Annotated in this window: 26 protein-coding genes; 11 read left to right on the top strand and 15 right to left on the bottom strand. The window is 68.5% G+C overall.

Going from position 1 to position 23,408, the window contains the following annotated elements; genetic code table 11:
* Positions 1–48: 48 nt before the first annotated feature.
* Together U1T56_RS03760 and U1T56_RS03765 are read left to right on the top strand one after the other, a co-directional pair.
* The gene (locus U1T56_RS03760) at positions 49–1,113 is read left to right on the top strand and encodes an AEC family transporter (protein ID WP_418158099.1); all 1,065 of its coding nucleotides are present in this window, start codon (positions 49–51) and stop codon (positions 1,111–1,113) included.
* A 104-nt stretch (positions 1,114–1,217) separates the two neighbouring features.
* Positions 1,218–2,078 carry a urate hydroxylase PuuD gene (locus U1T56_RS03765; RefSeq protein ID WP_418158100.1) on the top strand — a complete coding sequence of 287 codons (861 nt, stop codon included), beginning with the start codon at positions 1,218–1,220 and terminating at the stop codon, positions 2,076–2,078.
* On the opposite strand, the gene U1T56_RS03770 is transcribed toward U1T56_RS03765, so the two are convergent.
* The 6 genes from U1T56_RS03770 to U1T56_RS03795 all read right to left on the bottom strand — a co-directional run bounded on the left by U1T56_RS03770 (position 2,068) and on the right by U1T56_RS03795 (position 6,392).
* A complete protein-coding gene (locus U1T56_RS03770; protein WP_418158101.1) occupies positions 2,068–2,778 on the bottom strand; it encodes an FkbM family methyltransferase in 711 nt (236 codons plus the stop codon). The genes U1T56_RS03765 and U1T56_RS03770 overlap by 11 nt on opposite strands.
* 74 nt (positions 2,779–2,852) lie before the next feature.
* Entirely contained in the window at positions 2,853–3,767 is a 915-nt protein-coding gene (locus U1T56_RS03775; RefSeq protein WP_418158102.1) for a 3-hydroxybutyryl-CoA dehydrogenase, read from the bottom strand.
* Between the two features lie 31 nt (positions 3,768–3,798).
* On the bottom strand, positions 3,799–4,746 hold the full coding sequence (locus U1T56_RS03780; protein ID WP_418158103.1) for an electron transfer flavoprotein subunit alpha/FixB family protein: 948 nt from the start codon (positions 4,744–4,746) through the stop codon (positions 3,799–3,801).
* Positions 4,746–5,495 carry an electron transfer flavoprotein subunit beta/FixA family protein gene (locus U1T56_RS03785; protein ID WP_418158104.1) on the bottom strand — a complete coding sequence of 250 codons (750 nt, stop codon included), beginning with the start codon at positions 5,493–5,495 and terminating at the stop codon, positions 4,746–4,748. The genes U1T56_RS03780 and U1T56_RS03785 overlap by 1 nt, the downstream gene beginning before the upstream one ends.
* Positions 5,496–5,626: 131 nt before the next feature.
* A complete protein-coding gene (locus U1T56_RS03790; RefSeq protein WP_418158105.1) occupies positions 5,627–6,190 on the bottom strand; it encodes a cob(I)yrinic acid a,c-diamide adenosyltransferase in 564 nt (187 codons plus the stop codon).
* 10 nt (positions 6,191–6,200) lie between these two features.
* Entirely contained in the window at positions 6,201–6,392 is a 192-nt protein-coding gene (locus U1T56_RS03795) for a twin transmembrane helix small protein (protein ID WP_418158106.1), read from the bottom strand.
* A 307-nt stretch (positions 6,393–6,699) separates the two neighbouring features.
* Between U1T56_RS03795 and U1T56_RS03800 the strand changes: the two genes are divergently transcribed.
* From U1T56_RS03800 to U1T56_RS03815, 4 genes are all read left to right on the top strand, one after another.
* Complete coding sequence (locus U1T56_RS03800; RefSeq protein ID WP_418158107.1) at positions 6,700–8,088, top strand: dicarboxylate/amino acid:cation symporter; 1,389 nt, start codon at positions 6,700–6,702, stop codon at positions 8,086–8,088.
* A gap of 116 nt (positions 8,089–8,204) precedes the next feature.
* The gene (locus U1T56_RS03805) at positions 8,205–8,768 is read left to right on the top strand and encodes a sigma-70 family RNA polymerase sigma factor (RefSeq protein WP_418158108.1); all 564 of its coding nucleotides are present in this window, start codon (positions 8,205–8,207) and stop codon (positions 8,766–8,768) included.
* On the top strand, positions 8,768–9,445 hold the full coding sequence (locus U1T56_RS03810) for an anti-sigma factor (protein WP_418158109.1): 678 nt from the start codon (positions 8,768–8,770) through the stop codon (positions 9,443–9,445). The genes U1T56_RS03805 and U1T56_RS03810 overlap by 1 nt, the downstream gene beginning before the upstream one ends.
* Before the next feature lie 150 nt (positions 9,446–9,595).
* Positions 9,596–10,480 carry a ferritin-like domain-containing protein gene (locus U1T56_RS03815; protein WP_418158110.1) on the top strand — a complete coding sequence of 295 codons (885 nt, stop codon included), beginning with the start codon at positions 9,596–9,598 and terminating at the stop codon, positions 10,478–10,480.
* Positions 10,481–10,531: 51 nt separating this feature from the next.
* On the opposite strand, the gene U1T56_RS03820 is transcribed toward U1T56_RS03815, so the two are convergent.
* Both U1T56_RS03820 and U1T56_RS03825 read right to left on the bottom strand, forming a co-directional pair.
* Positions 10,532–11,038, bottom strand: a complete 507-nt coding sequence (locus U1T56_RS03820; RefSeq protein WP_418158111.1) for a cupin domain-containing protein — start codon at positions 11,036–11,038, stop codon at positions 10,532–10,534.
* Positions 11,039–11,158: 120 nt separating this feature from the next.
* Positions 11,159–12,382, bottom strand: coding sequence for an NAD(P)/FAD-dependent oxidoreductase (locus tag U1T56_RS03825; RefSeq protein WP_418158112.1), 1,224 nt, complete (start codon positions 12,380–12,382; stop codon positions 11,159–11,161).
* A gap of 647 nt (positions 12,383–13,029) precedes the next feature.
* Between U1T56_RS03825 and U1T56_RS03830 the strand changes: the two genes are divergently transcribed.
* On the top strand, positions 13,030–13,740 hold the full coding sequence (locus tag U1T56_RS03830) for a response regulator transcription factor (RefSeq protein ID WP_418158113.1): 711 nt from the start codon (positions 13,030–13,032) through the stop codon (positions 13,738–13,740).
* Positions 13,741–13,766: 26 nt separating this feature from the next.
* Here U1T56_RS03830 and U1T56_RS03835 read toward each other — a convergent pair whose 3' ends face one another.
* The gene (locus U1T56_RS03835; RefSeq protein ID WP_418158114.1) at positions 13,767–14,027 is read right to left on the bottom strand and encodes a helix-turn-helix domain-containing protein; all 261 of its coding nucleotides are present in this window, start codon (positions 14,025–14,027) and stop codon (positions 13,767–13,769) included.
* Between the two features lie 377 nt (positions 14,028–14,404).
* Between U1T56_RS03835 and U1T56_RS03840 the strand changes: the two genes are divergently transcribed.
* From U1T56_RS03840 to U1T56_RS03850, 3 genes are all read left to right on the top strand, one after another.
* Complete coding sequence (locus tag U1T56_RS03840; protein ID WP_418158115.1) at positions 14,405–15,100, top strand: response regulator transcription factor; 696 nt, start codon at positions 14,405–14,407, stop codon at positions 15,098–15,100.
* Positions 15,101–15,269: 169 nt separating this feature from the next.
* The gene (locus U1T56_RS03845; RefSeq protein ID WP_418158116.1) at positions 15,270–16,109 is read left to right on the top strand and encodes an esterase/lipase family protein; all 840 of its coding nucleotides are present in this window, start codon (positions 15,270–15,272) and stop codon (positions 16,107–16,109) included.
* Between the two features lie 106 nt (positions 16,110–16,215).
* Positions 16,216–16,704 carry a hypothetical protein gene (locus tag U1T56_RS03850; protein ID WP_418158117.1) on the top strand — a complete coding sequence of 163 codons (489 nt, stop codon included), beginning with the start codon at positions 16,216–16,218 and terminating at the stop codon, positions 16,702–16,704.
* A 22-nt stretch (positions 16,705–16,726) separates the two neighbouring features.
* On the opposite strand, the gene U1T56_RS03855 is transcribed toward U1T56_RS03850, so the two are convergent.
* From U1T56_RS03855 to U1T56_RS03865, 3 genes are all read right to left on the bottom strand, one after another.
* Positions 16,727–17,353, bottom strand: a complete 627-nt coding sequence (locus U1T56_RS03855; RefSeq protein ID WP_418158118.1) for a sigma-70 family RNA polymerase sigma factor — start codon at positions 17,351–17,353, stop codon at positions 16,727–16,729.
* A 160-nt stretch (positions 17,354–17,513) separates the two neighbouring features.
* Positions 17,514–18,320 (bottom strand): response regulator, encoded by an 807-nt coding sequence (locus tag U1T56_RS03860; RefSeq protein ID WP_418158119.1) that lies wholly within the window; start codon positions 18,318–18,320, stop codon positions 17,514–17,516.
* 38 nt (positions 18,321–18,358) lie between these two features.
* Positions 18,359–18,601, bottom strand: a complete 243-nt coding sequence (locus tag U1T56_RS03865) for a hypothetical protein (RefSeq protein WP_418158120.1) — start codon at positions 18,599–18,601, stop codon at positions 18,359–18,361.
* Positions 18,602–19,654: 1,053 nt separating this feature from the next.
* Here U1T56_RS03865 and U1T56_RS03870 point away from each other — a divergent pair.
* Positions 19,655–20,032: a response regulator gene (locus U1T56_RS03870; protein WP_418158121.1), complete on the top strand. Its 378-nt coding sequence runs from the start codon at positions 19,655–19,657 to the stop codon at positions 20,030–20,032.
* Positions 20,033–20,098: 66 nt separating this feature from the next.
* On the opposite strand, the gene U1T56_RS03875 is transcribed toward U1T56_RS03870, so the two are convergent.
* The 3 genes from U1T56_RS03875 to U1T56_RS03885 form a co-directional block, all read right to left on the bottom strand.
* Positions 20,099–22,405, bottom strand: coding sequence for a xanthine dehydrogenase family protein molybdopterin-binding subunit (locus tag U1T56_RS03875; protein WP_418158122.1), 2,307 nt, complete (start codon positions 22,403–22,405; stop codon positions 20,099–20,101).
* Between the two features lie 163 nt (positions 22,406–22,568).
* Complete coding sequence (locus tag U1T56_RS03880; RefSeq protein ID WP_418158123.1) at positions 22,569–22,793, bottom strand: hypothetical protein; 225 nt, start codon at positions 22,791–22,793, stop codon at positions 22,569–22,571.
* A 57-nt stretch (positions 22,794–22,850) separates the two neighbouring features.
* Positions 22,851–23,384 carry a hypothetical protein gene (locus U1T56_RS03885; protein WP_418158124.1) on the bottom strand — a complete coding sequence of 178 codons (534 nt, stop codon included), beginning with the start codon at positions 23,382–23,384 and terminating at the stop codon, positions 22,851–22,853.
* Positions 23,385–23,408 lie beyond the last annotated feature (24 nt).

Below are 23,408 nucleotides of genomic sequence, written 5' to 3' on the forward strand. Positions count from 1 at the left end.
ACGCCGAGCAACGGGGCCGGCGCCCTGCCGTCCGAACGGAGGCGATGAATGCTCGGGCGCGATCATCGGCGGGGCCGGCGCCGGGTTCAACGGCAAAAGGAAGTATCCGGCCCATCGCTTGAGCCCCGTCGGCGGCTGCGCTACCAACAGCTTCATTCTCCGTCCGAGGTTCCCCCGATCGCCGTCGTCATCGACATCATCGCGCCGATCTTCGGCATCGTCCTCATCGGCTGGCTCGCCGCACGCTTCGGCGCCATCGACGAGGCGGCGGGCCGCGGGCTGTCGCTGTTCGCGTTCAACTTCGCCATCCCGGTCATGCTGGTGCGCACGCTGGCCGAGGCGGCGCTGCCGCCGCATCCGGAATGGCGCTTCGTCCTCGCCTATTTCGGCGGCGCTTTCGCGAACTTCGGCCTCGCCGCCTTCCTCGCCCGGCGGCTGTTCGGGCGTGAACGTGCCGAGCCCGCGATCTTCGGCATCACTGCCGCCTTCTCCAACACCACCATCCTCGGCATTCCGCTCATCCTCCAGGCTTATGGCGAGCCCGCGGCGGTACCGCTGTCGCTGATCTTGGGGTTTCACAGCGCGCTTCTGTTCACCCTCACGACCGTGGTGGCGGAGCTCGGGGTCGGGGCGGGAAGCTCGCTCGGGCGGATGCTCGCGAACATCCTGAAAGGGCTCGTCACCAACCCGATCTTGTGGGGCATCGGTATCGGGCTCGTCCTCAACCATCTGGGCCTTGCCCTGCCGTCGGTGCTCGACCGGCTCGCCACGACGCTGGGCGCCGCTGCCCTGCCGGCGGCGCTGTTCGCGCTCGGCGCCAATCTGAGCCGCTTTCGGCTCATGGGCAGCCTGCGCGAGGCGCTGCTTTTGACCTTCCTCAAGATCCTGGCGCAGCCCGCGCTGATCTGGCTCCTGGCAAAGGGGGCCTTCGCCCTGCCGCCGCTGTCGACCGCGATCGCCGTCACGATCGGCGCCCTGCCGTCGGGCATCAACGCCTATCTGTTCGCGGCCCGCTACCGCGCCGCGGTGCCGGAAGCGACCAGCACCATCCTGCTTTCCACCCTGGTGTCGGTGGTCACGGTCGGCCTGCTGCTGACGGTGCTGCGCCATTAGGGCATCCGGCGCCCGATGGGGCTCCCCAGCGTCGTGGTCGGGCTTGCGCGCCGGCGCCGACCCGGCCACTAACCCTCCCGATCCGCCACGACGGGAAGGGGATCATGGGCTTCGATACGCTGCTCCTGGACTGGCTCCGGCTCGGCCTGCGCTGGCTGCACGTGATGGCCGCCATCGTCTGGCTCGGCACGGCCTTCTACTTCATGGGCCTCGACCAGGAGCTGCGGCGCCGGCCGGCACGTCGGCCGGAAGACGGCAAGGGAGAGGCCTGGCAGGTGCACGGCGGCGGCTTCTATCACATCGAAGGCGTCGTGCCCGGGGGCGAGCCCCCGCCGGGAGCAGGTTTCGCCCGCTTCCGCTGGCCTGCCTACACCACCTGGATCTCGGGCTTCCTCCTCCTGGCGGTCCTTTACTACGTCGAGGCCACGTTGCGCCTGACCGGACCGGATGCGACCGGGCTGTCGCCCGTGCCCGCCGTTCTGCTCACCCTCGCGTCGCTCACCCTGGGCTACACGCTCTACGAGGGCCTGTGCCGCGCGGCCCCCACCCGCCGGCCCCGGGTGCTGGCGCTCGCCTGCTTCCTCCTGCTCACGGCCTTCGCCTGGCTGCACGCCCTGCTGCTCGACGGCCGCGCCGCGCTGCTCCTCGACGGTGCCTTGGTCGGCACGATCATGGTCGCGAACGTCGCTCACATCATGATCCCGATCCAGCGCCGGGCGCTCGCCGCCTGGGGCGAGGGCAGGGAGCCGGATGCCGCGGACCTGGAGCGGGCGCGGACGCGCGCGGCGCACAACGACCACCTGGCGCTGGCCGCCGTGCTCGCCATGCTGGGCGGCCACTATCCCTTGCTCCACGAGGGTGGCCGGAGCTGGCTCGCGTTCGCGGCAGCGCTGGTCGTGAGCGCCGGCGCCGCCCGGCTGTGGCGCCGGCAGCACGGCGGACGCGGGCCGGGGCTCACGCCATAGCGCGCCGGAACAGCAGCCCGCGGCGCTCGCAGAGGTCGATCGCGAGCTCGAACCCGGCTGCGAGCAGCCGGCGGACGACCTTGCCGCAGCCTGCATCGCCGATGATGTCGGGATGCATCTCGATGCAGACGGCCCGGACACCGTCCAGCTCGGCATGGTCGAACAGCTCGGCCTCGTAGCCTTCGACGTCGACGACGAGGACGGTGGGCCTGATCCGCTCCATGATATCCCGGAACGCGACCTGCCGCACCTCGCTGGCCCGCTCGGCACCGGGGCGGCCGGTGAACGAGGACGACTGCGGCGCGCTCGCGTTGACGAAGAAAGGCCGGGTACCGTCGGCGTCGCCCACGAAGGCGATCTCGAACCGGGGCGAGACACCGTTCAGGGCGAACGTGGCCCGGATCGGCTCCGCCATGGCGGGGTTGGCCTCGAAGGTCCACACCCGCTCGCCGCCGATGCGCTTCGCGCACAAGGTGGCGATCAGGCCGATGCCGGTGCCGAGCTCGAGCACGGTGTCGTCGGGGCGCAGCACGGCCGCGAGCATGCGGCGCTCCGCACCCTCGTAGGTGCCGCGCTGCAAGGCCCGGCGCAGGCTTCTCGGCGTGTCCGGGCTTATCGGGACGACGGCCTCCTCGATGCGCACGCTGGCAGGGGAGGAGACGTCGTCCAGACGGCGGCGGAGCTTCTCGATCAAGCGCATGGATGGTTTCCGCCGCGACCTGCTGCGCACCGCCGGCCTTTCGGCCGCGGCACGACGGGATGAGGGTATCGAGGTCAGCGCGTCGGGACGGGTGTCTCGCCGCGATAGTCGTAGAAGCCGCGCTTCACTTTCCGGCCGAGCCAGCCGGCCTCGACGTACTTCACGAGGAGCGGGCACGGGCGGTACTTGCTGTCCGCGAGCCCCTCGTAGAGCACCTGCATGATGGCGAGGCAGGTGTCGAGGCCGATGAAGTCGGCGAGCTCGAGCGGTCCCATCGGGTGGTTGGCGCCGAGCTTCATCGCGTTGTCGATGGACTCGACCGTGCCGACGCCCTCGTAGAGGGTATAGACGGCTTCGTTGATCATCGGCAGCAGGATGCGGTTGACGATGAAGGCCGGGAAGTCCTCGGCGGTGACCGCCTGCTTGCCCAGCTTCTCGCACACGCCGCGGATCGCCTGGTAGGTGTCCTCCTCGGTGGCGATGCCCCGGATGATCTCGACGAGCTTCATCGCCGGCACCGGGTTCATGAAGTGCATGCCGATGAAGCGCTCGGGCCGGTCGGTGCAGGCCGCGAGCCGCGTGATCGAGATCGAGGAGGTGTTGGAGGCGATGATCGCCTCGGGCTTCAGGTGCGGGACGAGGGCGGCGAAGATCTTGCGCTTGAGCTCCTCGTTCTCGGTCGCCGCCTCGATGACGAGCTCGCAGTCGCGGAAGGGCTCGAGGCTCTCGGTGGTGACGATCCGGGCGAGAGCCTGCTGCTTGCCCTCCTCGGTCAGGACACCCTTGCTGACATGGCGGCCGAGGAAGAAGTCGATCCGGCTCATGGCCGCATCGAGCGCCTGGCGCGAGATGTCGTTGAGCCGCACCTCGAAGCCGGACTCCGCGGCCACCTGCGCGATGCCGGCGCCCATCTGGCCCGCGCCGATCACGCCGATCCGCTTGATCTCCGGGATCGGCGGATAGTCACGCTGGGCATAAGTCGTCGCCATGGAAGGAGCTCCGTCGGGTGCGCTAGCGCGTTCAGGCCGATTTGGCGCGCTTCAATTCTTCGGCGAGTTCGGGCACCAGCTTGAAGAGATCGCCGACGAGGCCGTAGTCGGCGACCTGGAAGATCGGCGCCTCCTCGTCCTTGTTGATCGCGACGATCACCTTGCTGTCCTTCATCCCCGCCAGATGCTGGATCGCGCCCGAGATCCCCACCGCCACGTAGAGTTCGGGTGCCACGATCTTGCCGGTCTGCCCGACCTGCCAGTCGTTGGGCGCGAAGCCCGCGTCCACCGCCGCTCGCGACGCGCCCACGGCGGCCCCGAGCGCATCGGCGAGCTGCTCGATCAGCTTGAAGTTCTCGGCCGAGCCCACGCCGCGCCCGCCCGAGACCACGATCCTGGCACTGGTGAGGTCGGGGCGGTCGGACCGGCTGACCTCGCGGCCGAGGAACCGGGCGAGGCCCATTGCCGGCACGGCCGCGACCGTCACGATCTCGGCCTGGCCGCCTTCGGCCTCGGCGGCTGGGAACGCCGTGGTGCGCACCGTTATCACACGCTTCTGGTCCGTGCTCTTCACGGTCGCGAGCGCATTGCCGGCGTAGATGTAGCGCTTGAACGTGTCGGGGCCGAGCACGTCGACGATGTCGCTGATCTGCGCCGTGTCGAGCAGCGCTGCCACCCGGGGCATCACGTTCTTGCCGGTCGTGGTCGAGGCGGCGACGAGATAATCGTAACCGTCGGCCACCGAGAGGATGAGGGCGGCCAGATCCTCGGCGACCGGATGGGCGTAAGGCTCGGCGTCGACGTGCAGCACCCGGCGCACGCCCTGAACCTTGGCGGCGGCCTGGGCTACGGCCGCGGCCCCCTGGCCCGCCACCAGGATGTCGACCTCGGGCCCGAGCTTGCTCGCGGCGGCAACGGCGTGCAGCGTGGCCTTGTCGAGGCTCGCGTTGTCGTGCTGGGCGAGAACGAGAACGGCCATCAGAGCACTCCCGCGTCGTTCTTGAGCTTCTGGACGAGATCCTGCACCGAGGCGACCTTGATCCCGGCCTGGCGCCGCGGCGGCTCCTCGAAGCGGAGATACTGGAGCCGGGGGGCCACATCGACGCCCAGCTCCTCGGGCTTCAGCGTGTCGATCGGCTTCTTCTTCGCCTTCATGATGTTGGGCAGCGACGCGTAGCGCGGTTCGTTCAGGCGGAGATCGACCGTGACGATCGCCGGCAGCTTCACCTCGAGCTGCTCGAGGCCTTCGTCGACCTCGCGGCTCACCATGGCCGCGCCACCTTCGATCTGCAGCTTCGAGACGAAGGTGGCCTGCGGCCAGCCCAAAAGGGCAGCCAGCATCTGCCCGGTCTGGTTGCTGTCGTCGTCGATCGCCTGCTTGCCCAGGATGACGAGGCCGGGTTGCTCCTTCTCGACGATGGCCCTCAGGAGCTTCGCGACCGCGAGCGGCTGGAGCTCGGTTCCGGTCTCGACCAGGATGGCGCGGTCGGCACCCATGGCGAGCGCCGTGCGCAGGGTCTCCTGGCACTTGGCGTCGCCCAGCGAGACGGCGACGACCTCGGTGGCGGTGCCCTTCTCCTTGAGCCGGATCGCCTCTTCGGTCGCGATCTCGTCGAACGGATTCATCGACATCTTGACGTTGGCGATGTCGACCCCGCTCCCGTCCGCCTTGACCCGGACCTTGACGTTGTAGTCGACCACCCGCTTCACCGGCACGAGTATTTTCATCTGCTCCGCCTTCGTTGCGCGCAATTGACCCGGCTCGGCAGGGGGCGAACCGGGCGAGGCCCTGCTGATTGTGCAACGCAGCAGGGATAGGACCCGGTCACGGGGATGTCAATTATGGATGCGACATCGTTTTAACGGTTAGCGCCGGGCACCCAGAGCACGTCCTGCGCACCCTTGTCGTTGAGCCGGCGCGAGAGGACGAACAAATGATCCGATAGACGATTCAGATATCGGATCGCCGCGGGATTGACCGCCTCTGCCTCGGCCAGCTCGCACACCAGGCGCTCGGCGCGTCGTGATACCGTGCGGGCGAGATGGAGATGCGCCGCAGCCGGCGTACCGCCCGGCAGGACGAAGGACCGCAGCGGCAGGAGCTCGGCGTTCATGGCATCGATCTCGCGCTCGAGCCGCTCCACCTGGCTGTCCTGGATGCGCAGCGTGCCGGGATCGGCGAAGTCGGCGCCGGGGCGGCAGAGATCGGCACCGAGATCGAAGAGATCGTTCTGGATCCGCGCCAGCATGGCGTCCGCCTCGCCGCTCGTGTGCAGCCGGGCGAGGCCGATCGTCGCGTTGGCCTCGTCCACCGTGCCGTAGGCCGAGACGCGCAGCGTGTGCTTGGCGACCCGCGTGCCGTCGCCCAGGGAGGTCCGCCCCTGATCGCCACCCCTGGTGTAGATCCTGGTCAATGTCACCATCGTCGGCAGCTCAGCGCTGGGTCAGGAACAGGAGGCCGAGGAGCACCACGGCCAGAAGCTGCAGCCCGACGCGGGCCCGCATCAGCTTGTTGCCGTACTTTTCGTTGAAGGCGCCGCCGCGGAAGAAGCCGACGAGGCCGACCATCAGCACGCCGGCCGTGGCCAGCATCGCCAGGAGGAGGAGAACGGGGAGGAGATTCATGGCGGTCCAGGGTCATGGGCGGGAGGGCGGGTGTGCCGTGCCGCCTCGGGTTGCGCCGCACGAACGATACCAGATCGACCCGCGGCTGTCGCAGACCTGCTACTGCGGCACCTCCGTGCCTTTCGCAAGCGCGGTCGACGACGGACGACCCTTTATCTGGGCTGCCGAAAGGCTTTCCGAAAGCCCGTCACCGACCCGAACGGACGAGACGGTGGAATTGTGCGCCGTCATGGTCTATTGGATAAACTAGGTGAAGCCTTTCTGGCGGCGGGCCGGGCGGGCCCGGCCGGGAGAGAGGGAGGAGAAGATGGCGGTTCCAGCGGTCGGAATGGCGCCCACGGCCCACCGCAGGCCCTGGTATCGGCACCTCTACGCCCAGGTCCTGTGCGCGATCCTGCTCGGCGTGCTCCTCGGCTACTTCTATCCCGGCGTCGCCACGCAGATGAAGCCTCTGGGCGACGCCTTCATCAAGCTCATCAAGATGCTGATCGCCCCGATCATCTTCTGCACGGTGGTGCACGGCATCGCCAGCATGGAGGACATGAAGAAGGTCGGCCGGGTCGGCGTCAAGGCGCTGGTCTATTTCGAGGTGATGACCACGCTGGCGCTGATCGTCGGCCTCGTCGTCGTCAATCTGTGGCGGCCCGGCGCCGGCATGAACGTCGATCCCGCCACGATCGACACCAAGGCCATCCAGACCTACACCGCCCAGGCGGAGCAGCAGAGCACGGTCGACTATTTCTTGCACATCATCCCGAACACGGTAGTCGGCGCCTTCGCCGAGGGCGACATCCTGCAGGTCCTGTTCTTCGCCGTCCTGTTCGCCTTCGCGCTCCACATGCTGGGCGAGCGCGGCAGGCCGCTCCTCCATCTCGTCGACCAGACCGCGCACGTCTTCTTCGGCATCGTCGGCATCGTGATGCGCGTAGCCCCTATCGGCGCCTTCGGCGCCATGGCGTTCACCATCGGCAAGTACGGCATCGGCACCCTGCTCTCGCTGGGCGCTCTGATGGCGGGCTTCTACACCACATGCCTCATCTTCATCTTCGGCGTGCTCGGCATCGTGTGCCGGCTGGCCGGGTTCAGCGTGCTCCGGTTCATCCGCTACATCAAGGAGGAGCTCCTGATCGTGCTCGGCACCTCCTCCTCGGAGTCGGTGCTGCCGCGGATGCTGGCCAAGATGGAGATCCTGGGCTGCGACAAGTCCGTGGTCGGTTTGGTGATCCCGACCGGCTATTCGTTCAACCTCGACGGCACCTGCATCTATCTCACCATGGCCGCGCTGTTCCTGGCGCAGGCCACCAACACCGAGCTCACCCTGTGGCAGCAGCTCGGTATCCTGGCCGTGCTCCTCCTCACCTCGAAGGGGGCGGCGGGCGTCACCGGCTCGGGCTTCATCGTCCTCGCCTCCACGCTCGCCGCAGTCGGCCACATCCCGGTCGCGAGCATCGCGTTGATCCTGGGTGTGGACCGGTTCATGTCCGAAGCGCGGGCATTGACCAACCTGATCGGCAACGGTGTGGCCACGGTCGTGGTCGCGAAATGGGAGGGAGCGCTCGACGAGGCGCGGCTGCAGCAGCATCTCAGCGCCGAGACCGAGGAGGAGGCGGACGACCCGGAGCGGGTGCTCGTCGTCGAGGAGATGGCCCATGAGCGTCCCCACGATCTCGACGAGGGCCGCCCGATACGGGCCTGAATCACGGGAGCTTCGGCGTCGCCCGCCGCCCTGGTCGGGTCGGCGGATGGACGCTATCTCCCTCGTCGGGGCAGGAGGCCGGCCCCGCGACCGGGTTCGGGGACCACGGGGAGAGCATGCTGCGGGATCGAGCCGACGAGGCGTTCGACGAAGCGGCGCTGGCCAGCTGGGTCGCGGACGTGGCGCACCGGAACACCGATGCTCTTGCCCTGCTCTATGGCCGGACAAGTTCGCGCCTCCTGGCGGTGCTGATCCGGCTCTTGAGGCGGCGCGACCTCGCCGAGGAGATCTTGCACGACGTCTACGTGCGGGTCTGGGATCGGGCCGACGCCTATGATCCGGTGAAGGGCCCGGTCATGGCGTGGCTTATCGGAATCGCGCGCAACGCGGCGCTCGATCATCTCCGCCGGCAGCGGCGCGAGGTGGCGTTCGCGGACGGCCCGGAACAGGTGGAGCTACCCGACCTTGCGGATCTCGCTCGGGCCTCGACCGCGCGCCTGGCGCTGCAAGCCTGCCTCGAGCGGCTGGAGCCCGAGCCGCGTCGCTGCGTGATCCTGGCTTATCGGGACGGCCTCACCTACGACGATCTGGCCCGGCGGCTCGACCGGCCCGTGAACACCATCAAGAGCTGGATCAGGCGCAGCCTCGCGCGCCTGCGCGCCTGTCTGGAAGCCGAGTGATGGCGGGGGCGGAGGATCTCGACGCGCTCGCGGGCGAGTACGTGCTGGGCGTGCTCTCGCACGACGAGCATCTCGCGGTGCAGCGGCACCTGCTCGACGATCCCGAGCTCGCCCGGCGGGTAGCCGAATGGGAGGCGCGACTGGCTCCGCTCGCCGACGACCTGCCGCCGGTGATGCCCCGACCGGAGCTGTGGTGGCGGCTGCGTCGGACCATCGCCGGCCGGCGGCGCCCGCCCGAGCCGCGCTGGTGGCAGCGGCTGGGCTTCTGGCGCGGCTGGGCCGTCGCGGCGACCGGGGCCGCGGCAGGCCTCGCGGCCCTCCTGCTCCTGACGCCGCCGACCCCCGGCCTCGTCGCTGTTCTCACCGACCCGCAGGGCCGCCCGGCCTGGGTGGTGCGGGTCTCCGCCGAGGGTCGTGGCTATCTCGCGCAGGCGCTCGACATCGCCACGCCGGCGCAGCGCGTGCCCGAGCTCTGGCTCCTGGCGCCCGGTCGAGCGCCGGTCTCGTTGGGCGTGCTCGAGCAGGCCGGGCCGAGCAGGCACGCCCTGACTCGGCCGATGCAGCTCCAGCCCGGCGCGACGCTGGCAGTCAGTCTTGAGCCGCCCGGCGGCTCGCCCACGGGCCAGCCTACCGGCCCCGTGGTATCGACCGGCGTGCTGGTCCGCGACCCGACTTGAGCGGATCCCCGATCACGGATGCGTGAGTCGGTCCACGCCTGCAACTGCGCGGCACGGTCGACCGTAAGGCCGATGACGGGTTGCGCGCCGATTGCCGTCCCGGCCCCGGAGCTCCGCCCGGCACAACGACTTCATGGAAGAGGTGTGTCCGTGACCAGACAAGATCGGCAGGCGAGCATCGTTTCCGCCTCGACCCTCGGCCGCCGTGGCGTGCTCGGGGCCATGAGCCTGGCGGCCTTCGGCTCGCTCACGGTGCCGGCAGCCCTCGGCGCCGGGGCCGAGACGGGCCCGAGCGACGTCGATATTCTGAACTTCGCGCTCAACCTCGAATATCTCGAGGCCGAGTTCTACCTGCGAGCCGTCACCGGCCACGGCCTCAGCAGCAGCGACATCGACGGGCGGGGCAGGCTCGGACCGGTCACGGGCGGCCGCAGGGTGCCGTTCCGGACCAGGGCTTTCCGCAATTATGCCCGGGAGATTGCCGGCGACGAGGCCGACCATGTCCGGTTCATCAGGCAGGCGCTGGGCTCGGCCGCCGTGGCGCGGCCCGCGATCGACCTCGACTGGGCATTCACCGTCGCAGCCCGAGCTGCGGGCCTGATCGGGCCGGGCGCGAGATTCGACGCATTCGCCAATGAGACCAACTTCCTGCTCGCTGCCTTCATCTTCGAGGATGTCGGCGTCACGGCTTACAAAGGTGCCGCGCGCCTGATCGGAAACAAGGACGTGCTCGAGGCCGCGGCTGGCATTCTCGCCGTCGAGGCCTACCATGCGGGCGAGATCCGCACGCTCCTCTATGGCCTGGGTCTGTTCGACCAGGTCAAGGCTATCTCGGATGCGCGTGACGGCCTGGACGGTCCGGGGGACAAGGATCAGGGGATCGGCAATTCCGAAGTCGCCAACGTCGTCCCGGCCGACCGGAACGGAATCGCGTTCTCGCGCGGCCCGGGCGAGGTGCTGAACATCGTCTATCTGGGCGGCGCCGGCGCGCGCTTCGGCTTCTTCCCGCAGCGCCTCAACGGCACCATCGGATGAGAATGCTGCCGGCCCTCTGCCGGGGATGGAAGCGGAGGGCCGGCGCTCCCGCTACATCACGTGCGGGTCCTCGGCCGTCTCGTGGAGAAGGTCGGCCGAGAGCAGCACGGCGGTCTTCCTGCCGGTGTTGCGCCACCAGTGCGTCGTGGCGTGGGTCTCGGGTGCCACGTCGCCAGCTTTGTGCACGATCGGAACGGCGCAGGTGCTGGCATATTCCGTTACCTCGCCCTGGACGATGTAGATGATGGCCGGGCGATCCTCGTGGCTGTGCCAGGGAACCTCGCCGCCGGGCCCGATCACGAGCTTCCTGAGCCGGAACAGCCGGTCCGCCACCCCGACCCCGGGCTCGTCGGCGAGCTTGATCATGCCGATCACGGTATCGGCCACGTTCTTGGGCATGGTGACGCCGGCCGTCTGGCCCGCGCCGCTTGCCACCGTCTTGCCGGCCGGACACTGGCCGGCCTGGGCGCCCGTCACCACGAGCAGGATGCCGGCGAGCGTCACGGCGAGAACGGACAGGTGCCTGGCCACGACCAACGGCTTTCTCTGGGCGATCATCGTCTCTCGTCTCCCTTGGCTTCGGCCGGGGCGGAACCACCGCCGCCGCCTCGCCGCCAAGGTCGGGCAATTCTGCCCGCCGCGGAAATGCCGGCTCGCTGTCGAATGGCTAGCCCGCGGCTATCGTCCGACCGCCGCCTTCAGGTCGAACGCCCCGTCGGCGGCCTCCGCAGGCGTGAGCGAGGTTCCGGTGGCGAGCAGCTTGCGGCCGGTCATGTGATCGCTCGGGCGGTTCACCGAATCGATCGCGATCAACCGGCCGTCCTTGAAGTAGAACACCGAGAACCGGCCGCTCGCCGGGTCGCCGCGCACGACCTCCCGATCGTGCCCGCGCGAGATGCCGACCATCTGCAGCTTGATCTCGTACTGGTCGCTCCAGAACCAGGGTACCGCGTCGTAAGGCTCGTCCCGGCCGAGGATCGCGGCCGCCACCGCCTTCGCCTGATCGACGGCGTTCTGCACCGATTCCAGCCGCACGCGCCCGCCGGCGAAGCGGCTCGGGTGGCTCGTGCACTCGCCCGCGGCATGGATGAAGGGGGCGCTCGTGCGCCCGTGCTCGTCGACCACGATCCCGTCGGCACAGGCAAGGCCCGCTGCTTGCGCGAGCTCGACGTTGGGCACGACGCCGATGCCGATCACGACGAGATCGGCGGGATGGCGCGTGCCGTCCTCCATGACGACCGTTCGTACCCGGCCGTCCTCGCCCTCGAGCCGGGCGATGCGCGCGTTCACGATCAGCTCGACCCCGCGCTCCCGGTGCAGATCCGCGAAGAAGCGCGAGATCACCGGTGCCACCACGCGGCCCATCGGCCGGTCGGCCGCCTCGAGCACGGTCACGGGCCTGCCCAGCATCCGGACGGCGGCCGCGACCTCGAGCCCGATGAAGCCGCCGCCGATCACCACCACCCGCCCGGCCGCGGCGATGCGCTCGGCGAGCGCCTCGGATTCCTCGATCGTCCGCAGATAGACCACGCCGCCGAGCCCGGTGCCCGCCACCGGCAAGGGACGGACCCGCGTGCCGGTGGCGAGCACCAGCCGGTCATAGGTCAAGGTGCGGCCGCTCGCCGTCCGTACCGTGCGCGCCGCCGGATCGATCGCTTCCGCCCGCTCGCCGAGAAAGAGGTCGATCGCCTGCGCCTCGTAGAAGGCGGGCTGACGGAACAGCAGCCGGGCTTTGTCCATCTTGCCGAGAAGGAAGGCTTTCGAGAGCGGTGGGCGCTGGTAGGGCGGATGCTTCTCGGCAGCGATCAGCCGGATCGGCTCCGCATAGCCTTCGGCGCGCAAGGAGGCGGCGACCTGAAAGCCGGCCTGCCCGCCGCCGATGATCACGACACCCTCGCTCATCGCTCTCGGCCCCGTTGCGGGACGGAACGGCTGGCCCGGCGGATCGGTCGGGAAAGGGGCTGGGGCAATGTTCGCTCTCTCGGCAAGGCTCGTGACGCGACCCGCCGGCGGCGTTCGCCGAGAAGCGCTGCCGGAGGTCGATCCCGGCTCGGACCGTAGCCGCGAGCCGGCCAGCCGTCATCCCGTTTGGCACCGGCGGCCTCCCCGGCATGCCGGGGAGGGCTGCCCGGCGGTCCGTCCGATCCACCTCGGATCCCTTGCCGCGCCCGGGCGTTTCAGATGTGCCGGATGGCGGATCTCCGGCCGGGGCCGCAGAAGAAATAGACGAATGTTGAGGAAACATGAGCGGATATCCATGAAGAATAATATGCTGGCCTGAGCCGTTGCGTTCATGCATGACCAAGCACCCGTTCCGGCGGCTTGCCCGAAACGAGCACAGAGATCAGTGGAATATGCCTCATGGGTGAGACGTCATCGGTCCATCATGAGGGATCAGCACGGGAGAAGGGATGTTGCGGTCGGAGGAGGCTCGCGGTGCGAGGTTCGCTTTCGCGTCCAGCTCGCAAGGCGACGATCCTGTCGCTTCGAGGGCCGTTCCGGCCGACGGGCACGGTGCCGGGCACCAGGGCAGCCGGCAGAGCAGGAAGATGGCGCTCGTCGACGAGCTGCCGCTGCGGCGTGCGAGCACGCTGCATCTCCTGGAGCTGCATCTGCAGGAGCCGGCCGTGGGCCTGGCGGGAGCAGCCGAGCTCGTGGCCCGCGCCCGATCGCTCCGCAACAGGCTGTCCTGCATCCTGCTCGCGGTCGGGGGGCGCTCCCTCGACGACGCGACCGCTTCCCGCGAGCTTCGGCTGATCCGCGACACGTTCCCGGCGGTGCCGCTGGCCGTCCTATCGGATCTCGAGACGATCGACGAAGTGGCCGCCGCGTTCCGCCTCGGCGCGCGCGGCCTGATTCCCACCAGCCTCGACCCCAAGGTCGCGGTCGAGGCGCTGCGGCTCGTTCGGGCCGGCGGCAGCTTCTTTCCAGCCGGCGCCCTGATCGGCAGCCATCACAGGATCGCACGACCGCAGCCGGTCGCCATGCTGCGGCCCGACATCGGACGCGAGCGCTGGCCGCCGCGGCAGCTCGCGGTGCTCCGCCTCCTGGCGCAGGGCAGGGCCAACAAGGAGATCGCCCGCACGCTCGGCATGGAGGAGAGCACGGTCAAGGTGCATGTCTGGCACATCATGCGCAAGCTCGCTGCCGCGAACCGGACCGAAGCCGCGCTGCGCGCCGCCGAGCTCGGCATCATAGGCCAAGACGAGCCGTGCGAGGCGGAGCGGAAGCCGGCAGCCGCCAGGTCCATGGTGGCCTAGAGACGATGGCTGTCGGGGCGCGGCGTTCAGGAGGCCGAGCGGCGCGGCCGCCCCGGACGGGGCAGGTCCCGGAGCGCCGTCTCGCTGACGCCGTGGCTTCGATAACGATTGATCCAATTGTAGACGCTCGAGCGCGCGACCCGATAGCGCTGCGCCACAGCCGTGGGGCTGTCACCGGCCGCCAAGTCGAGCAGCGCCTGAGCACGCTGCCAGACACGGGCGTCGCGTGTGCTGGCGATGATCGCCTTGAGGCGTGCCTGTTCTTCATTGGTCAGGTTCAAGATCATGCCGCTGAATCGCCGCACTGCTGCGGGCTGAGGGTTCGTATCGACGACTTTAAATTCAATTTTGTATAGTATGAAAGGCGCTGTGGATCAATATAATTGCAGGAGCCAGTAGAGATATCTCGTATGGTATCTGCTGGTCCGGTGTTGCACGTGCAAAGATTTTCGGTTTAAAAATTATTGCGACCTCGGGTCAGTTTCTGATATGCACGGCATGTTTGCTGATTGATTTGTGAGGTTGGAAGCTAAGCTGACGGTTGAAGATGGTGGCAATTCCCCGTGTCATGGCCGGAGCGGCGCCGTCCCGTTCCGCACGCCATGCTCCCGCGCCGATCGAAGCCGGGCCGGCGGACGGCGACGGCGAGCGTAGCCGTACGCAGATGCTCGTCCTTTACCTCGCCCAGAGATCGGCGATGCGTGCGGGCCTGGTCCGCGCGCTGGAGGAATGCGCCCCGGAACTCCGCGTTCTGCCGCTTCCGAACCTAGGGGCGCTGGCATCGGTGGCCCGAGGCGTCGAGCCGACCCTGGTTCTGCTCGACGTCGGAGCCGGACGCCTCCACGATTCCCCGGTCGCCTGGATGATCACCTCGACCCGAGCACAGCTTCCGGATGTGCCGGTAGCAATCCTCGTGGACCACGAGATCGTCACCGACATCCTGGCGGCGTTCGAGAGCGGCATTCGCGGCTACGTGCCCGCGCGCCTCGCGCCGCACCTCGTGGCCGGGGCGCTGCGCCTCGTACTCATGGGCGGGACGTTCGTCCCGGCCGAGCCGCTCCTCGCGAGCCTCGCGCACGACGACGCGCCGGTGCGACGGCTGGCTCTGTCCGCATTGCCCGACGAGGGCAGGACGGCCGATCCGGCGGACCCCGCCTTGGCCGGCCTGAGCCGCCGTCAGCTCGCGGTGGTCGATCTGCTCTGCCGGGGCAAGTCGAACAGGGCGATCGCGGACGAGCTCGGCCTCCCGATGAGCACGGTCAAGGTCTATGCGCGGCAGATCATGCGCAGGCTGGGTGCCATCAATCGAACGCAGGTCGCGATGAAGCTGGCTGCCCGCAGGCCGTCGACGGACCTTTGAGGCCGGGTCGGCGGCTTTCGCGATCGCAGCAGCCGAAAGCTCGCCGACCCGGCCACGGAGAGCGGGATGCCGAGGGCATGCCCGATCGCGCGGGGAACCGTGCCGGCCTCTCCTTTATTCTCATCGTGTCCGCCGGCATCGGCGGCTCTGCTCCTTTGGATCCCGCTCGATGATTCCCCGTTCGTGGCGCGCGGACGGCGCGTGGCGGCAGTTCGTGTCGGCGCACGGCTCGGGCTGCGCGGTGGCCGTGGTTCTCGTCCACGGTTATCTGTGCATGTCGCGCTCCTTGTACTGGCAGGGGCTGCTGCCCTTGCGGTGCGAGCTCGCCGTGCGTGGCTGCTCGGTGGTCGGGAGCTGCCAGCCGCGCACCGGACCGGTCGCCGCGCGGGCCCGTCGGCTCGCGAGCTTCCTGGATGCCCTTCCCTATCGTCGCCTGATCCTGATCGGGCACAGCATGGGCGGCCTCGACGCACGCTATGCCGCGAGCCGGCTCGATCCCGAGCACCGGATCAGCCATGTCGTCACCATCGGCACGCCGCATCGCGGCACGGCCGTCGCCGACTGGGCGCTGCGCGACACGGTCTGGCTCACCCGCTTCGCGCGCTGCATCGACCGGGGCGCTCTCCTCGACCTCTCGCTCGAAGGTGCGGAACGCTTGAACGCGGCGATGCCGGACCGCGAGGATGTCGGCTACGTGTCGCTGGCCGGGATCTGTCCGGCCGATCGGCTCGGTAGCACGTTCCGGCGTATGGCCGAGCGGGTGATGCAGGACGAGGGACCCAACGACGGGGTGGTGTCGCTGCGCTCGGCCATGCGCGGGCCGCTCGCGGTCTCGATCCGCGCCAATCATCTCGAGCTGATCGGGCATCGGATGCTCGGTGGCGTCGCGACGCCGGAGGCCTCCCGCTCCGTACAGCCCGTTTCGGTCCTGCGGGCCCTGCTGCGCCGGATCCTGGCCGACGCCGTGGCCGAGGCTGTTGGTCCGAGCCGGGGGCGCGGGCAGCGATGATGCGCCTGCGAACGGATTTTGCATTGCAGCATGGAACAAATGCAGGCTGCCGATGTTGTTCCTTGGCAACGGCTGCATGGAGCATGACCGGCGAGGAGACGGGTCGATGAGCTCGGGGGGCGAGGTGGATTGGCTGCGGCGTGCCGTCGAGTTGTGCTCGCGTAGCGCGGCCGCCTACAAAGCCGCTTTCATGCTCACCCCGATTTCCCGTCTCGAGCGGCATCTTCTCGACCGTTGTACGGAGCGCTACGCCCTTCTCGAGCATCTTCTGGGTTTCCTTCTCGAGCACGGTATGGCGGCCGAAGGCATGCGCGCCATGCTCGAGCGCCTCGACACCGATCCGGCCCGCCATGCGCGCTTCGAGAATGCGCTCGCGGAGGCATGCTCCTACGATCGCGAGCTCGTGCGCCTGATCGACCGGGCTTTGTCGGGCGGGCTGCGGCTGCCCGCAGCACTCGGGGAATGTCTCGCCGCCAAGCGGCGCGACCTCGAGGCTCACGGGCAGGGGCACGGCGGAGCGATGCGGGTGGAGGAGACGGTCGAACACCCTCTCCCGCTCACGGCTCTGCCCGTGGGCGCGGCGACACCGTGCTGAGCCCGTCGGGGCGGCCCGTTCGTCAGCAGCGACCGTGCTGAAGCGGTCGGAAGCCGGCGTGCGCGGGCGGGACGACATAGCCGAGCGCAGCCGTCTCGGGCGATCCCGAGCCACGGGCCGCCACACGCTCCTTCGCTTCCGGACGGACCGCCACGGTCGCGGGCTCCTCGCCCAGCAGCATGTCCTTGAGCATCGCGCGTGCCCGGCTGACCCGGCTCTTCACCGTGCCGACCTCGCAGCCGCAGATCTCGGCGACTCGCTCGTAAGACAGGCCGTGTACCGCCACGAGGACCAGCACCTCACGCTGGCTCGGCTTCAGCCTGCGGAAAGCGCGCTTGAAGGCTACGACCTCGATCCGTGCCTCCTGCTCGGCCGGAACCCAGGACAGGTGCTCGAGATCGTCCTCGAGCGCAACCTCGGCCGTGACATGCTTGCGTCCGATGATGCTGCGGAAGCGGTTGCGGAGGATGGTGAACAACCAAGCCTTGAGGTTGGTACCCTCGGTGAACTGGTCCTTAGCCTGGAGCGCATTGACGATGGTGTCCTGCACCAGATCGTCGGCCAAGCTGGTGTCGCCGTTGGTAAGCGTGCGCGCGAATGCCCTCAGATGAGGTACGAGCGCAGCGATCTCGTCGCGAAAAATCGACATGTGTCTCGCCTCTCCCCCGACTGAGATCACCTTAGCACGGCGCTCTCGGGGGCGTACACAGGGAAAACGTTTTAGCTTTTGGGCGAAATCTAATTCAGCATTGAATTCTAAAAAGCCAACTATATTCGCTGATCTTAATGAAGATCAAGCCGAAAGACGGTCACTGCAGCGCCAAGTGTTCGACCATCCCCACCGAGAGCGCCTGCGAGATCGAGACCCTGAGCGTGTCGGTGTCGAAGGGCTTGGTGATCAGGAAGGTGGGCTCGGGTCGGGCACCGGTGAGGAGCCGCTCGGGGAACGCGGTGATGAATACCACCGGCACGTAGCGGTCGCGCAGGATCTCCTGCACGGCCTCGAGGCCCGAGCTGTCGTCGGCGAGCTGGATGTCGGCCAGGATCAGCTCCGGTGTTTCCTTGCCGGCCACCTTCACCGCGTCGCGATGGGTAGAGGCGATCCCGACCACGGTATGCCCGCTCTGCCGCACGGTGGCCGCGATGTCGAGCGCTATGACCGGCTCGTCCTCGATGATCAGGATCCGGCTCGCCCGCTGCGAGCGCATTTCCTCCTTGGCCTGATCGAGGAGCGCTTGCGCCGCGGCGACGGATATCCCCACGACCGTGGCGGCCTCGGCCAGGGTGAAGCCCTCGAGGGCGGTAAGCACCAGGATCTGTCGCTTGGTCGGGCTCAGATGGCCGACACGTGCCGCGACGATCGCCTGGTTCTCCACGAGCGTCGGGATCGGCTCCCGTTCGGGGACGCCGTCCGCCGCCTCGCTCCAGAAATGGTGGAGCGTCCGATAGAGCTGCAGCTTGACAGCGTCCGTATCGAGCTCGGCCGCCCATGGCAGGAGTCTCTCGAGACAGGCGCGCACCGATGCGTCGCCGCGCATGCGATCACCCAGAATGGCGCGGGCATAGCGCCGTAGATAGGGGAGATGTCGTGCGACCTCCCAGGCCAGCTCAGCCATCGGACCGATCCCGGCTTCGAGGTTCGAGCATATCGGTTCTAGCTCCGCAGCGACCAGGCATCGCGCACGGTCGGCCCGGATGAGGAGTTCTCGTCGCATTGAAGTCCGACCTCGGGCTTCTCGGGCCGGTCCACGCTGCTGCGAGGAGCAGCATCCTCCTGTGCCGCGAACTGCAGGACCAGCCGCTCCAGCTCTGCCGGCAGGGCCTCCTTGAGGACGCTGTCGTAAGCTTCGTGCAGCCGCCGGCTCAGCCAGCGATCGAAACGAGGATCGACACTCATGGCCGTGAGTCCGAGATCGGCTCGACCATCTCCCCGCAGCATCGGTGCTCGCACACCATCCTTGTCCTGACCATCCGGCATCGTCCGTTCCGCGCCAGCGAAGCAGCAGCCCTCTCGGGTCGGCATGGATCGCCTTACGTTGGCTCATCAACGTGCGAGAAAGAGAGCGGTTCCCCGCACCTCCCGTACCCGGGCCAAGCCGGATGCTCCGACACGCCGCGTCGACGATCCTTTCGCTGAAAGGACATCCCGGGCGAGATCGCGCCGCGATGCCCGATGCCGTTGCATCGCCGTCGAACGTTACCCGACTACGGCTCCTCCCACCGACGCCGCATTCGCAAAGCCTGCTGCCGTTCAGGGAAGCGGCCTCGGAGGCGGAGTGGCAGCCCTGGAAAAAAGAGCCACCCGGGCTCGGGTGGCTTCTAGTTCGAGACGACTGCAGGGAGGTACTCAAACAACCGGCGTCGTCCGCTCCGGTTCCAGCAAAAAAGGAGGCAGCGTCTCCGAAGGACAAAAGAAAAGGCCCCTGATGATCAGGGGCCGAGTTGGCACGAGGGAGAGGAAAGAACGAAAGTCGAACCCAGAAAAAAGCCGCCAGCCCGGATCAGCTAAGCATCTCGGCGCTGGAAAAAGACGGCGAGGAGACAAGACGCCAAAAAGAGCAGAGCAATGAAGAACAGAGTTTGCGCCATGCCCAGATTCGTTGCAGCGCTGCCGATGAAGCCGGAAAGATCATCCATTGCCGCCACACTCTAGGCTATCGCAATCCGATGCAACATTGCTGGCACCTTTCGACGATCTTTGATCGAACGGTCATGAGGCCCGACGATGTCCCTAGAACGTATTGCCTGAAGCGAGGTTCCATCGTTCCTTGCGATCGGCGGGAGCATGTGGCCGACCGGCCGCCCCTCGTGTCGGCCGCTTCCGTCGGTGGCGCATCTGTTGGCTATTGGCAGAATCGGAACAAGCGCCTAGCGTACATGGGAATAGTCGGGGGAGACGTGACGCCGTGCGGCGTCATGGCCAACAAGTGGGATCGAGGCGCTGCGAACGATGCGCGTGCTGCTGGTCGAGGACAACTTCATCATCGCTCTCGATCTCGCGGGCTTGGTCCGGGAAGCGGGAGCCGAGCCGGTCGGGCCGGTCGCGTCGGTGCGGGATGCCATCGCCGCGCTCGGCGACGCCAGCATCGAGGCTGTCATCCTCGATATCAATCTGGGCGAGGAGAATGCCCTGGCGCTGGTCGATGATCTGAGGCAGCGCTCGATTCCGTTCGCGTTCGCCACCGGCTACAGCCCCGACGACGTGCTGCCGCCGGAATGCGCCGACGTCCCGGTGCTGGCAAAGCCTTACAGCGCCGTCGAGGTGCGGGCCCTTCTGGACGTGCTGCGCCGGCACCGCGAGGCCGGTGGCGATCGGACGGCTCCATGAGAAACGCCCTCCGGCTCGATCCGGAGGGCGTTCGCCGCTTGCGAGAGGGCGGGAGCGCAGCCCCCGTCAGGCCGCCTTGCGCATCTGCAGGAGCCGCCAGATCTTCTCGGGTGTCGCCGGCATGTCGACGTGACGGATGCCGCGCGCCGAGAGCGCATCGACGATGGCGTTGATCACCGCGGCGGGCGAGCCCACCGAGCCGGCCTCGCCGCAGCCCTTGACCCCGAGCGCGTTGTTCTTGCACGGGATCTCGACCGTCGAGAAGTTGAACGACGGCATGTTGTCGGCGCGCGGCATGGTGTAGTCCATGAACGAGCCGGTCAGGAGCTGGCCGCTCTCGTCGTAGACGGCCCCCTCGAGCAGCGCCTGGCCGATGCCCTGGACGATGCCGCCATGCACCTGTCCCTCGACCAGGAGCGGGTTCAGGACCACGCCGAAATCGTCGACGATGTTGTAGTTCACCACCTGCGTGATGCCCGTGTCGGGGTCGATCTCGACCTCGGCGATGTGGCAGCCGTTGGGGAAGGTCCAGGCCTGGAGCTTGGTCGTGGCATCGGCGTCGAGCCCGCCCTCCATGCCGGGGATCGGCGCCATGGCGCGCGCCTTCTCGGCCAGCTCCATGATCCCGATCGCGCGGTCGGTGCCGGCGACCCGGAAGGTACCGTCATGGAACTGGATGTCGGCCGCCGCCGTCTCGAAGAGCTGGGCGGCGTAGGCCTTGCCGCGCTCGATCACGATGTCCGAGCAGTCGGCGATCGCCATGCCCTGCGCCGTCAGCGAGCGCGAGCCGCCCGTTCCGCCGCCGGCCTTGATCCGGTCGGTGTCGCCCTGGACGATCCGGATCTGCTCGAACGGCACGCCGAGCCGTGCGTGCAGCACCTGGGCGTAAGCCGTCTCGTGGCCCTGGCCGTTCGACTGCGTGCCGACCAGCACCGAGACCGTCCCGTCCTGCTCGAAGCGGATCGAGGCGTGCTCGGTGGGATCGCCCATGGTCGATTCGATATAGTAGCACATGCCGATGCCGCGCAGCTTCCCGCGCGCCTTGGCCTCGGCCCGCCGCCGGTCGATCCCGGCCCAGTCCGCCTTCTCGAGGCAGGCGTCCATGACCCGCGCGAAGTCGCCGGAGTCGTAGACCTCGCCGGCCGCGGTCTTGAACGGCATCTGCTCGGGGCGGATGAAGTTCTTGCGCCGGAGCTCGACCGGATCGACCCCGAGCTCGTCGGCGGCATAGTCCATCAGCCGCTCGATGCAGTAGATCGATTCCGGACGGCCCGCGCCGCGATAGGCATCCACCGGCACGGTGTTGGTGAACACACCCTTCACGCCGTAGCTCAGCGTCTTCACGTCGTAGACGCCGGGCAGCACCTTGAGCGCCGCTCCGGTCGGGATGTAGGGCGCATAGGCGTAGTAGTAGGCGCCCATGTTGGCGACGACGTCGACGCGCAGGCCCACGATGCGGTGATCCGCGTCGAAGCCGATCTCGGCCACCGTCACGTGGTCGCGGCCCATCGTGTCGGAGAGGAAGCTCTCGCCGCGCTCGCCGGTCCACTTCACCGGCCGCCGCAGCGCGCGTGCCGCGAACGCCGCCATCGTGTACTCGGGATAGAAGAAGCCCTTCATCCCGAACCCGCCGCCTACGTCGGGCGTGATCACCCGCACCTTCTCGGGCGCCATGCCGAGATTCTGGGCCAGCACGTCGCGGTGCCCCCAGCCGCCCTGGGTGCAGGTGTGCACGGTGAGCTTGTCCGCGGCCGGGTCATACTCGGCGACGCAGGCGCGCGGTTCCATCGCGTTGCAGATGACCCGATTGTTGACGAGCTCCAGCTTCACCACCCGCGCGGCCTTGGCGAAGGCCGCCTGCACCGCGGCCTCGTCGCCGAAGTGCCAGTCGAAGGCGAGGTTGCCCGGCGCTTCGGGATGGACCTGCGCCGCGCCGGCCGCGAGCGCCTTCGCGGTGTCGGCCACCGCCGGCAGCTCGTCGTACTCGACCTCGATCAGCTCGGCCGCGTCCTTGGCCTGCTCTCTGGTCTCGGCGACGACGAAGGCGACGTAGTCGCCGACATAGTTGACCTCGTCCTTGCACAGGATCGGGTGCTTGGGATCGGCACGGCCGGTCCCGTCGCGGTTCCGGATCGGGATCAGGCAGGGAATGGAGGCGTCGAGCTCGTCGCCGGTGAGCACGAGCAGCACGCCGGGGGCCGCCTTGGCGGCGCTCGCGTCGAGACGCGTGATCCGCGCATGCGCCACCGGCGAGCGCAGCACGTAGCCATAGACCTGACCCGGCAGGTTGATGTCGTCGGTATAGCGACCCTGGCCCGTGATCAGGCGCTGGTCCTCGACCCGACGCACGGGCTGGCCGATTCCGAATTTCATTGGTCCTGGTCCTCCCCATCCGACCGTAGCCACGTCGCATGGCCCGGCGCTCCCGGCAAGCATGGCGCACATAGTAGTGCGCATGGCCTGCACGGCAACCCGAACCATGACCTTTCCGGCTGCAATGGGAGCATGCCCCCCGACCGCTCCTGCTGAGGCTCGGCTACTCCTTCGCCTTGCGGAAAGGGATGCCGAAGATCGCGGCGAGCTGGGCGAGCGAGAGATGAAACACCTGCCGCACGATGCTCACGTCGGCCGGGTCGGCCTCGGGCAGGCAGACGGTGGCGTCCTCCGTCGGCTGAAGGAGCTCGTCCCGGTGCTCGCTCTCGCCCTCGGGCCGGAGAGGCGGCGGGATCTTGCCGGGTGGCCGGTGATCTTGTGTCGTCATGGCTCGATTTCGTTCCCCTGTGGTCGTTCGTCGATCCTCGGCCGCCGCGCCTGCCGCTCAGGATGCCGGTATCCGTGCGAGCTCCAGAACGCCGAGCTTCTGCCGGCTGATCCGGGTCGCCTTGCCGTTCCGGTAGTCGATCGTGATCATCACCGCCCGACTCAGGTCGCGTTCGGCTTCGGGCGCGGCCCCGCCCAGCGCCTGGCTCGCGAGGCCGCTGCCGATCGCCCCCACCGGGCCGAGCAGGCTGCCCACCGTGCTCACTGCCCGGCGCGCCAGGACCGCCCGCGACGAGGCCGGCACCACCGGCTCGGGAAGGCCCAGGAGGTGCACGGTCTCGACGCCGCTCGCGTCCTCCACCACCCGCGTGGGCTCGCCCAGAACCGCCTCGATCGCCTCGCGGGTGGCACCAAGATGCACCGCCTCGGGTACGACGACGGGCTCCGGTGGCGCTGCCTCCGCCGCCGGCAGCGCAGGCACCGGCAGAGTGAGCGGTGCCGTCCCCTCCGGCTCGACGCCGGCGCAACTCGCGAGCGCCAGGCATCCGGCCAGCGCCAGGCTGCGGTATCGCCCTGCGTGTCCGCTCCGCATCGTCTCGTTCCCCGCTGCGCCACG

It is taken from the genome of Benzoatithermus flavus (assembly GCF_037908215.1).
GTDB classification, from domain to species: domain Bacteria; phylum Pseudomonadota; class Alphaproteobacteria; order Geminicoccales; family Geminicoccaceae; genus Benzoatithermus; species Benzoatithermus flavus.

What these genes read in the sequence shown, in the direction of transcription:
- U1T56_RS03760 (WP_418158099.1), top strand. Translation starts at nt 49, where the DNA reads ATGCTCGGGCGCGATCATCGGCGGGGCCGGCGCCGGGTTCAACGGCAA.
- U1T56_RS03765 (WP_418158100.1), top strand. Translation starts at nt 1,218, where the DNA reads ATGGGCTTCGATACGCTGCTCCTGGACTGGCTCCGGCTCGGCCTGCGC.
- U1T56_RS03770 (WP_418158101.1), bottom strand. Translation starts at nt 2,778, where the DNA reads ATGCGCTTGATCGAGAAGCTCCGCCGCCGTCTGGACGACGTCTCCTCC.
- U1T56_RS03775 (WP_418158102.1), bottom strand. Translation starts at nt 3,767, where the DNA reads ATGGCGACGACTTATGCCCAGCGTGACTATCCGCCGATCCCGGAGATC.
- U1T56_RS03780 (WP_418158103.1), bottom strand. Translation starts at nt 4,746, where the DNA reads ATGGCCGTTCTCGTTCTCGCCCAGCACGACAACGCGAGCCTCGACAAG.
- U1T56_RS03785 (WP_418158104.1), bottom strand. Translation starts at nt 5,495, where the DNA reads ATGAAAATACTCGTGCCGGTGAAGCGGGTGGTCGACTACAACGTCAAG.
- U1T56_RS03790 (WP_418158105.1), bottom strand. Translation starts at nt 6,190, where the DNA reads ATGGTGACATTGACCAGGATCTACACCAGGGGTGGCGATCAGGGGCGG.
- U1T56_RS03795 (WP_418158106.1), bottom strand. Translation starts at nt 6,392, where the DNA reads ATGAATCTCCTCCCCGTTCTCCTCCTCCTGGCGATGCTGGCCACGGCC.
- U1T56_RS03800 (WP_418158107.1), top strand. Translation starts at nt 6,700, where the DNA reads ATGGCGGTTCCAGCGGTCGGAATGGCGCCCACGGCCCACCGCAGGCCC.
- U1T56_RS03805 (WP_418158108.1), top strand. Translation starts at nt 8,205, where the DNA reads ATGCTGCGGGATCGAGCCGACGAGGCGTTCGACGAAGCGGCGCTGGCC.
- U1T56_RS03810 (WP_418158109.1), top strand. Translation starts at nt 8,768, where the DNA reads ATGGCGGGGGCGGAGGATCTCGACGCGCTCGCGGGCGAGTACGTGCTG.
- U1T56_RS03820 (WP_418158111.1), bottom strand. Translation starts at nt 11,038, where the DNA reads ATGATCGCCCAGAGAAAGCCGTTGGTCGTGGCCAGGCACCTGTCCGTT.
- U1T56_RS03825 (WP_418158112.1), bottom strand. Translation starts at nt 12,382, where the DNA reads ATGAGCGAGGGTGTCGTGATCATCGGCGGCGGGCAGGCCGGCTTTCAG.
- U1T56_RS03830 (WP_418158113.1), top strand. Translation starts at nt 13,030, where the DNA reads ATGGCGCTCGTCGACGAGCTGCCGCTGCGGCGTGCGAGCACGCTGCAT.
- U1T56_RS03835 (WP_418158114.1), bottom strand. Translation starts at nt 14,027, where the DNA reads ATGATCTTGAACCTGACCAATGAAGAACAGGCACGCCTCAAGGCGATC.
- U1T56_RS03840 (WP_418158115.1), top strand. Translation starts at nt 14,405, where the DNA reads ATGCTCGTCCTTTACCTCGCCCAGAGATCGGCGATGCGTGCGGGCCTG.
- U1T56_RS03845 (WP_418158116.1), top strand. Translation starts at nt 15,270, where the DNA reads ATGATTCCCCGTTCGTGGCGCGCGGACGGCGCGTGGCGGCAGTTCGTG.
- U1T56_RS03850 (WP_418158117.1), top strand. Translation starts at nt 16,216, where the DNA reads ATGAGCTCGGGGGGCGAGGTGGATTGGCTGCGGCGTGCCGTCGAGTTG.
- U1T56_RS03855 (WP_418158118.1), bottom strand. Translation starts at nt 17,353, where the DNA reads ATGTCGATTTTTCGCGACGAGATCGCTGCGCTCGTACCTCATCTGAGG.
- U1T56_RS03860 (WP_418158119.1), bottom strand. Translation starts at nt 18,320, where the DNA reads ATGGCTGAGCTGGCCTGGGAGGTCGCACGACATCTCCCCTATCTACGG.
- U1T56_RS03865 (WP_418158120.1), bottom strand. Translation starts at nt 18,601, where the DNA reads ATGAGTGTCGATCCTCGTTTCGATCGCTGGCTGAGCCGGCGGCTGCAC.
- U1T56_RS03870 (WP_418158121.1), top strand. Translation starts at nt 19,655, where the DNA reads ATGCGCGTGCTGCTGGTCGAGGACAACTTCATCATCGCTCTCGATCTC.
- U1T56_RS03875 (WP_418158122.1), bottom strand. Translation starts at nt 22,405, where the DNA reads ATGAAATTCGGAATCGGCCAGCCCGTGCGTCGGGTCGAGGACCAGCGC.
- U1T56_RS03880 (WP_418158123.1), bottom strand. Translation starts at nt 22,793, where the DNA reads ATGACGACACAAGATCACCGGCCACCCGGCAAGATCCCGCCGCCTCTC.
- U1T56_RS03885 (WP_418158124.1), bottom strand. Translation starts at nt 23,384, where the DNA reads ATGCGGAGCGGACACGCAGGGCGATACCGCAGCCTGGCGCTGGCCGGA.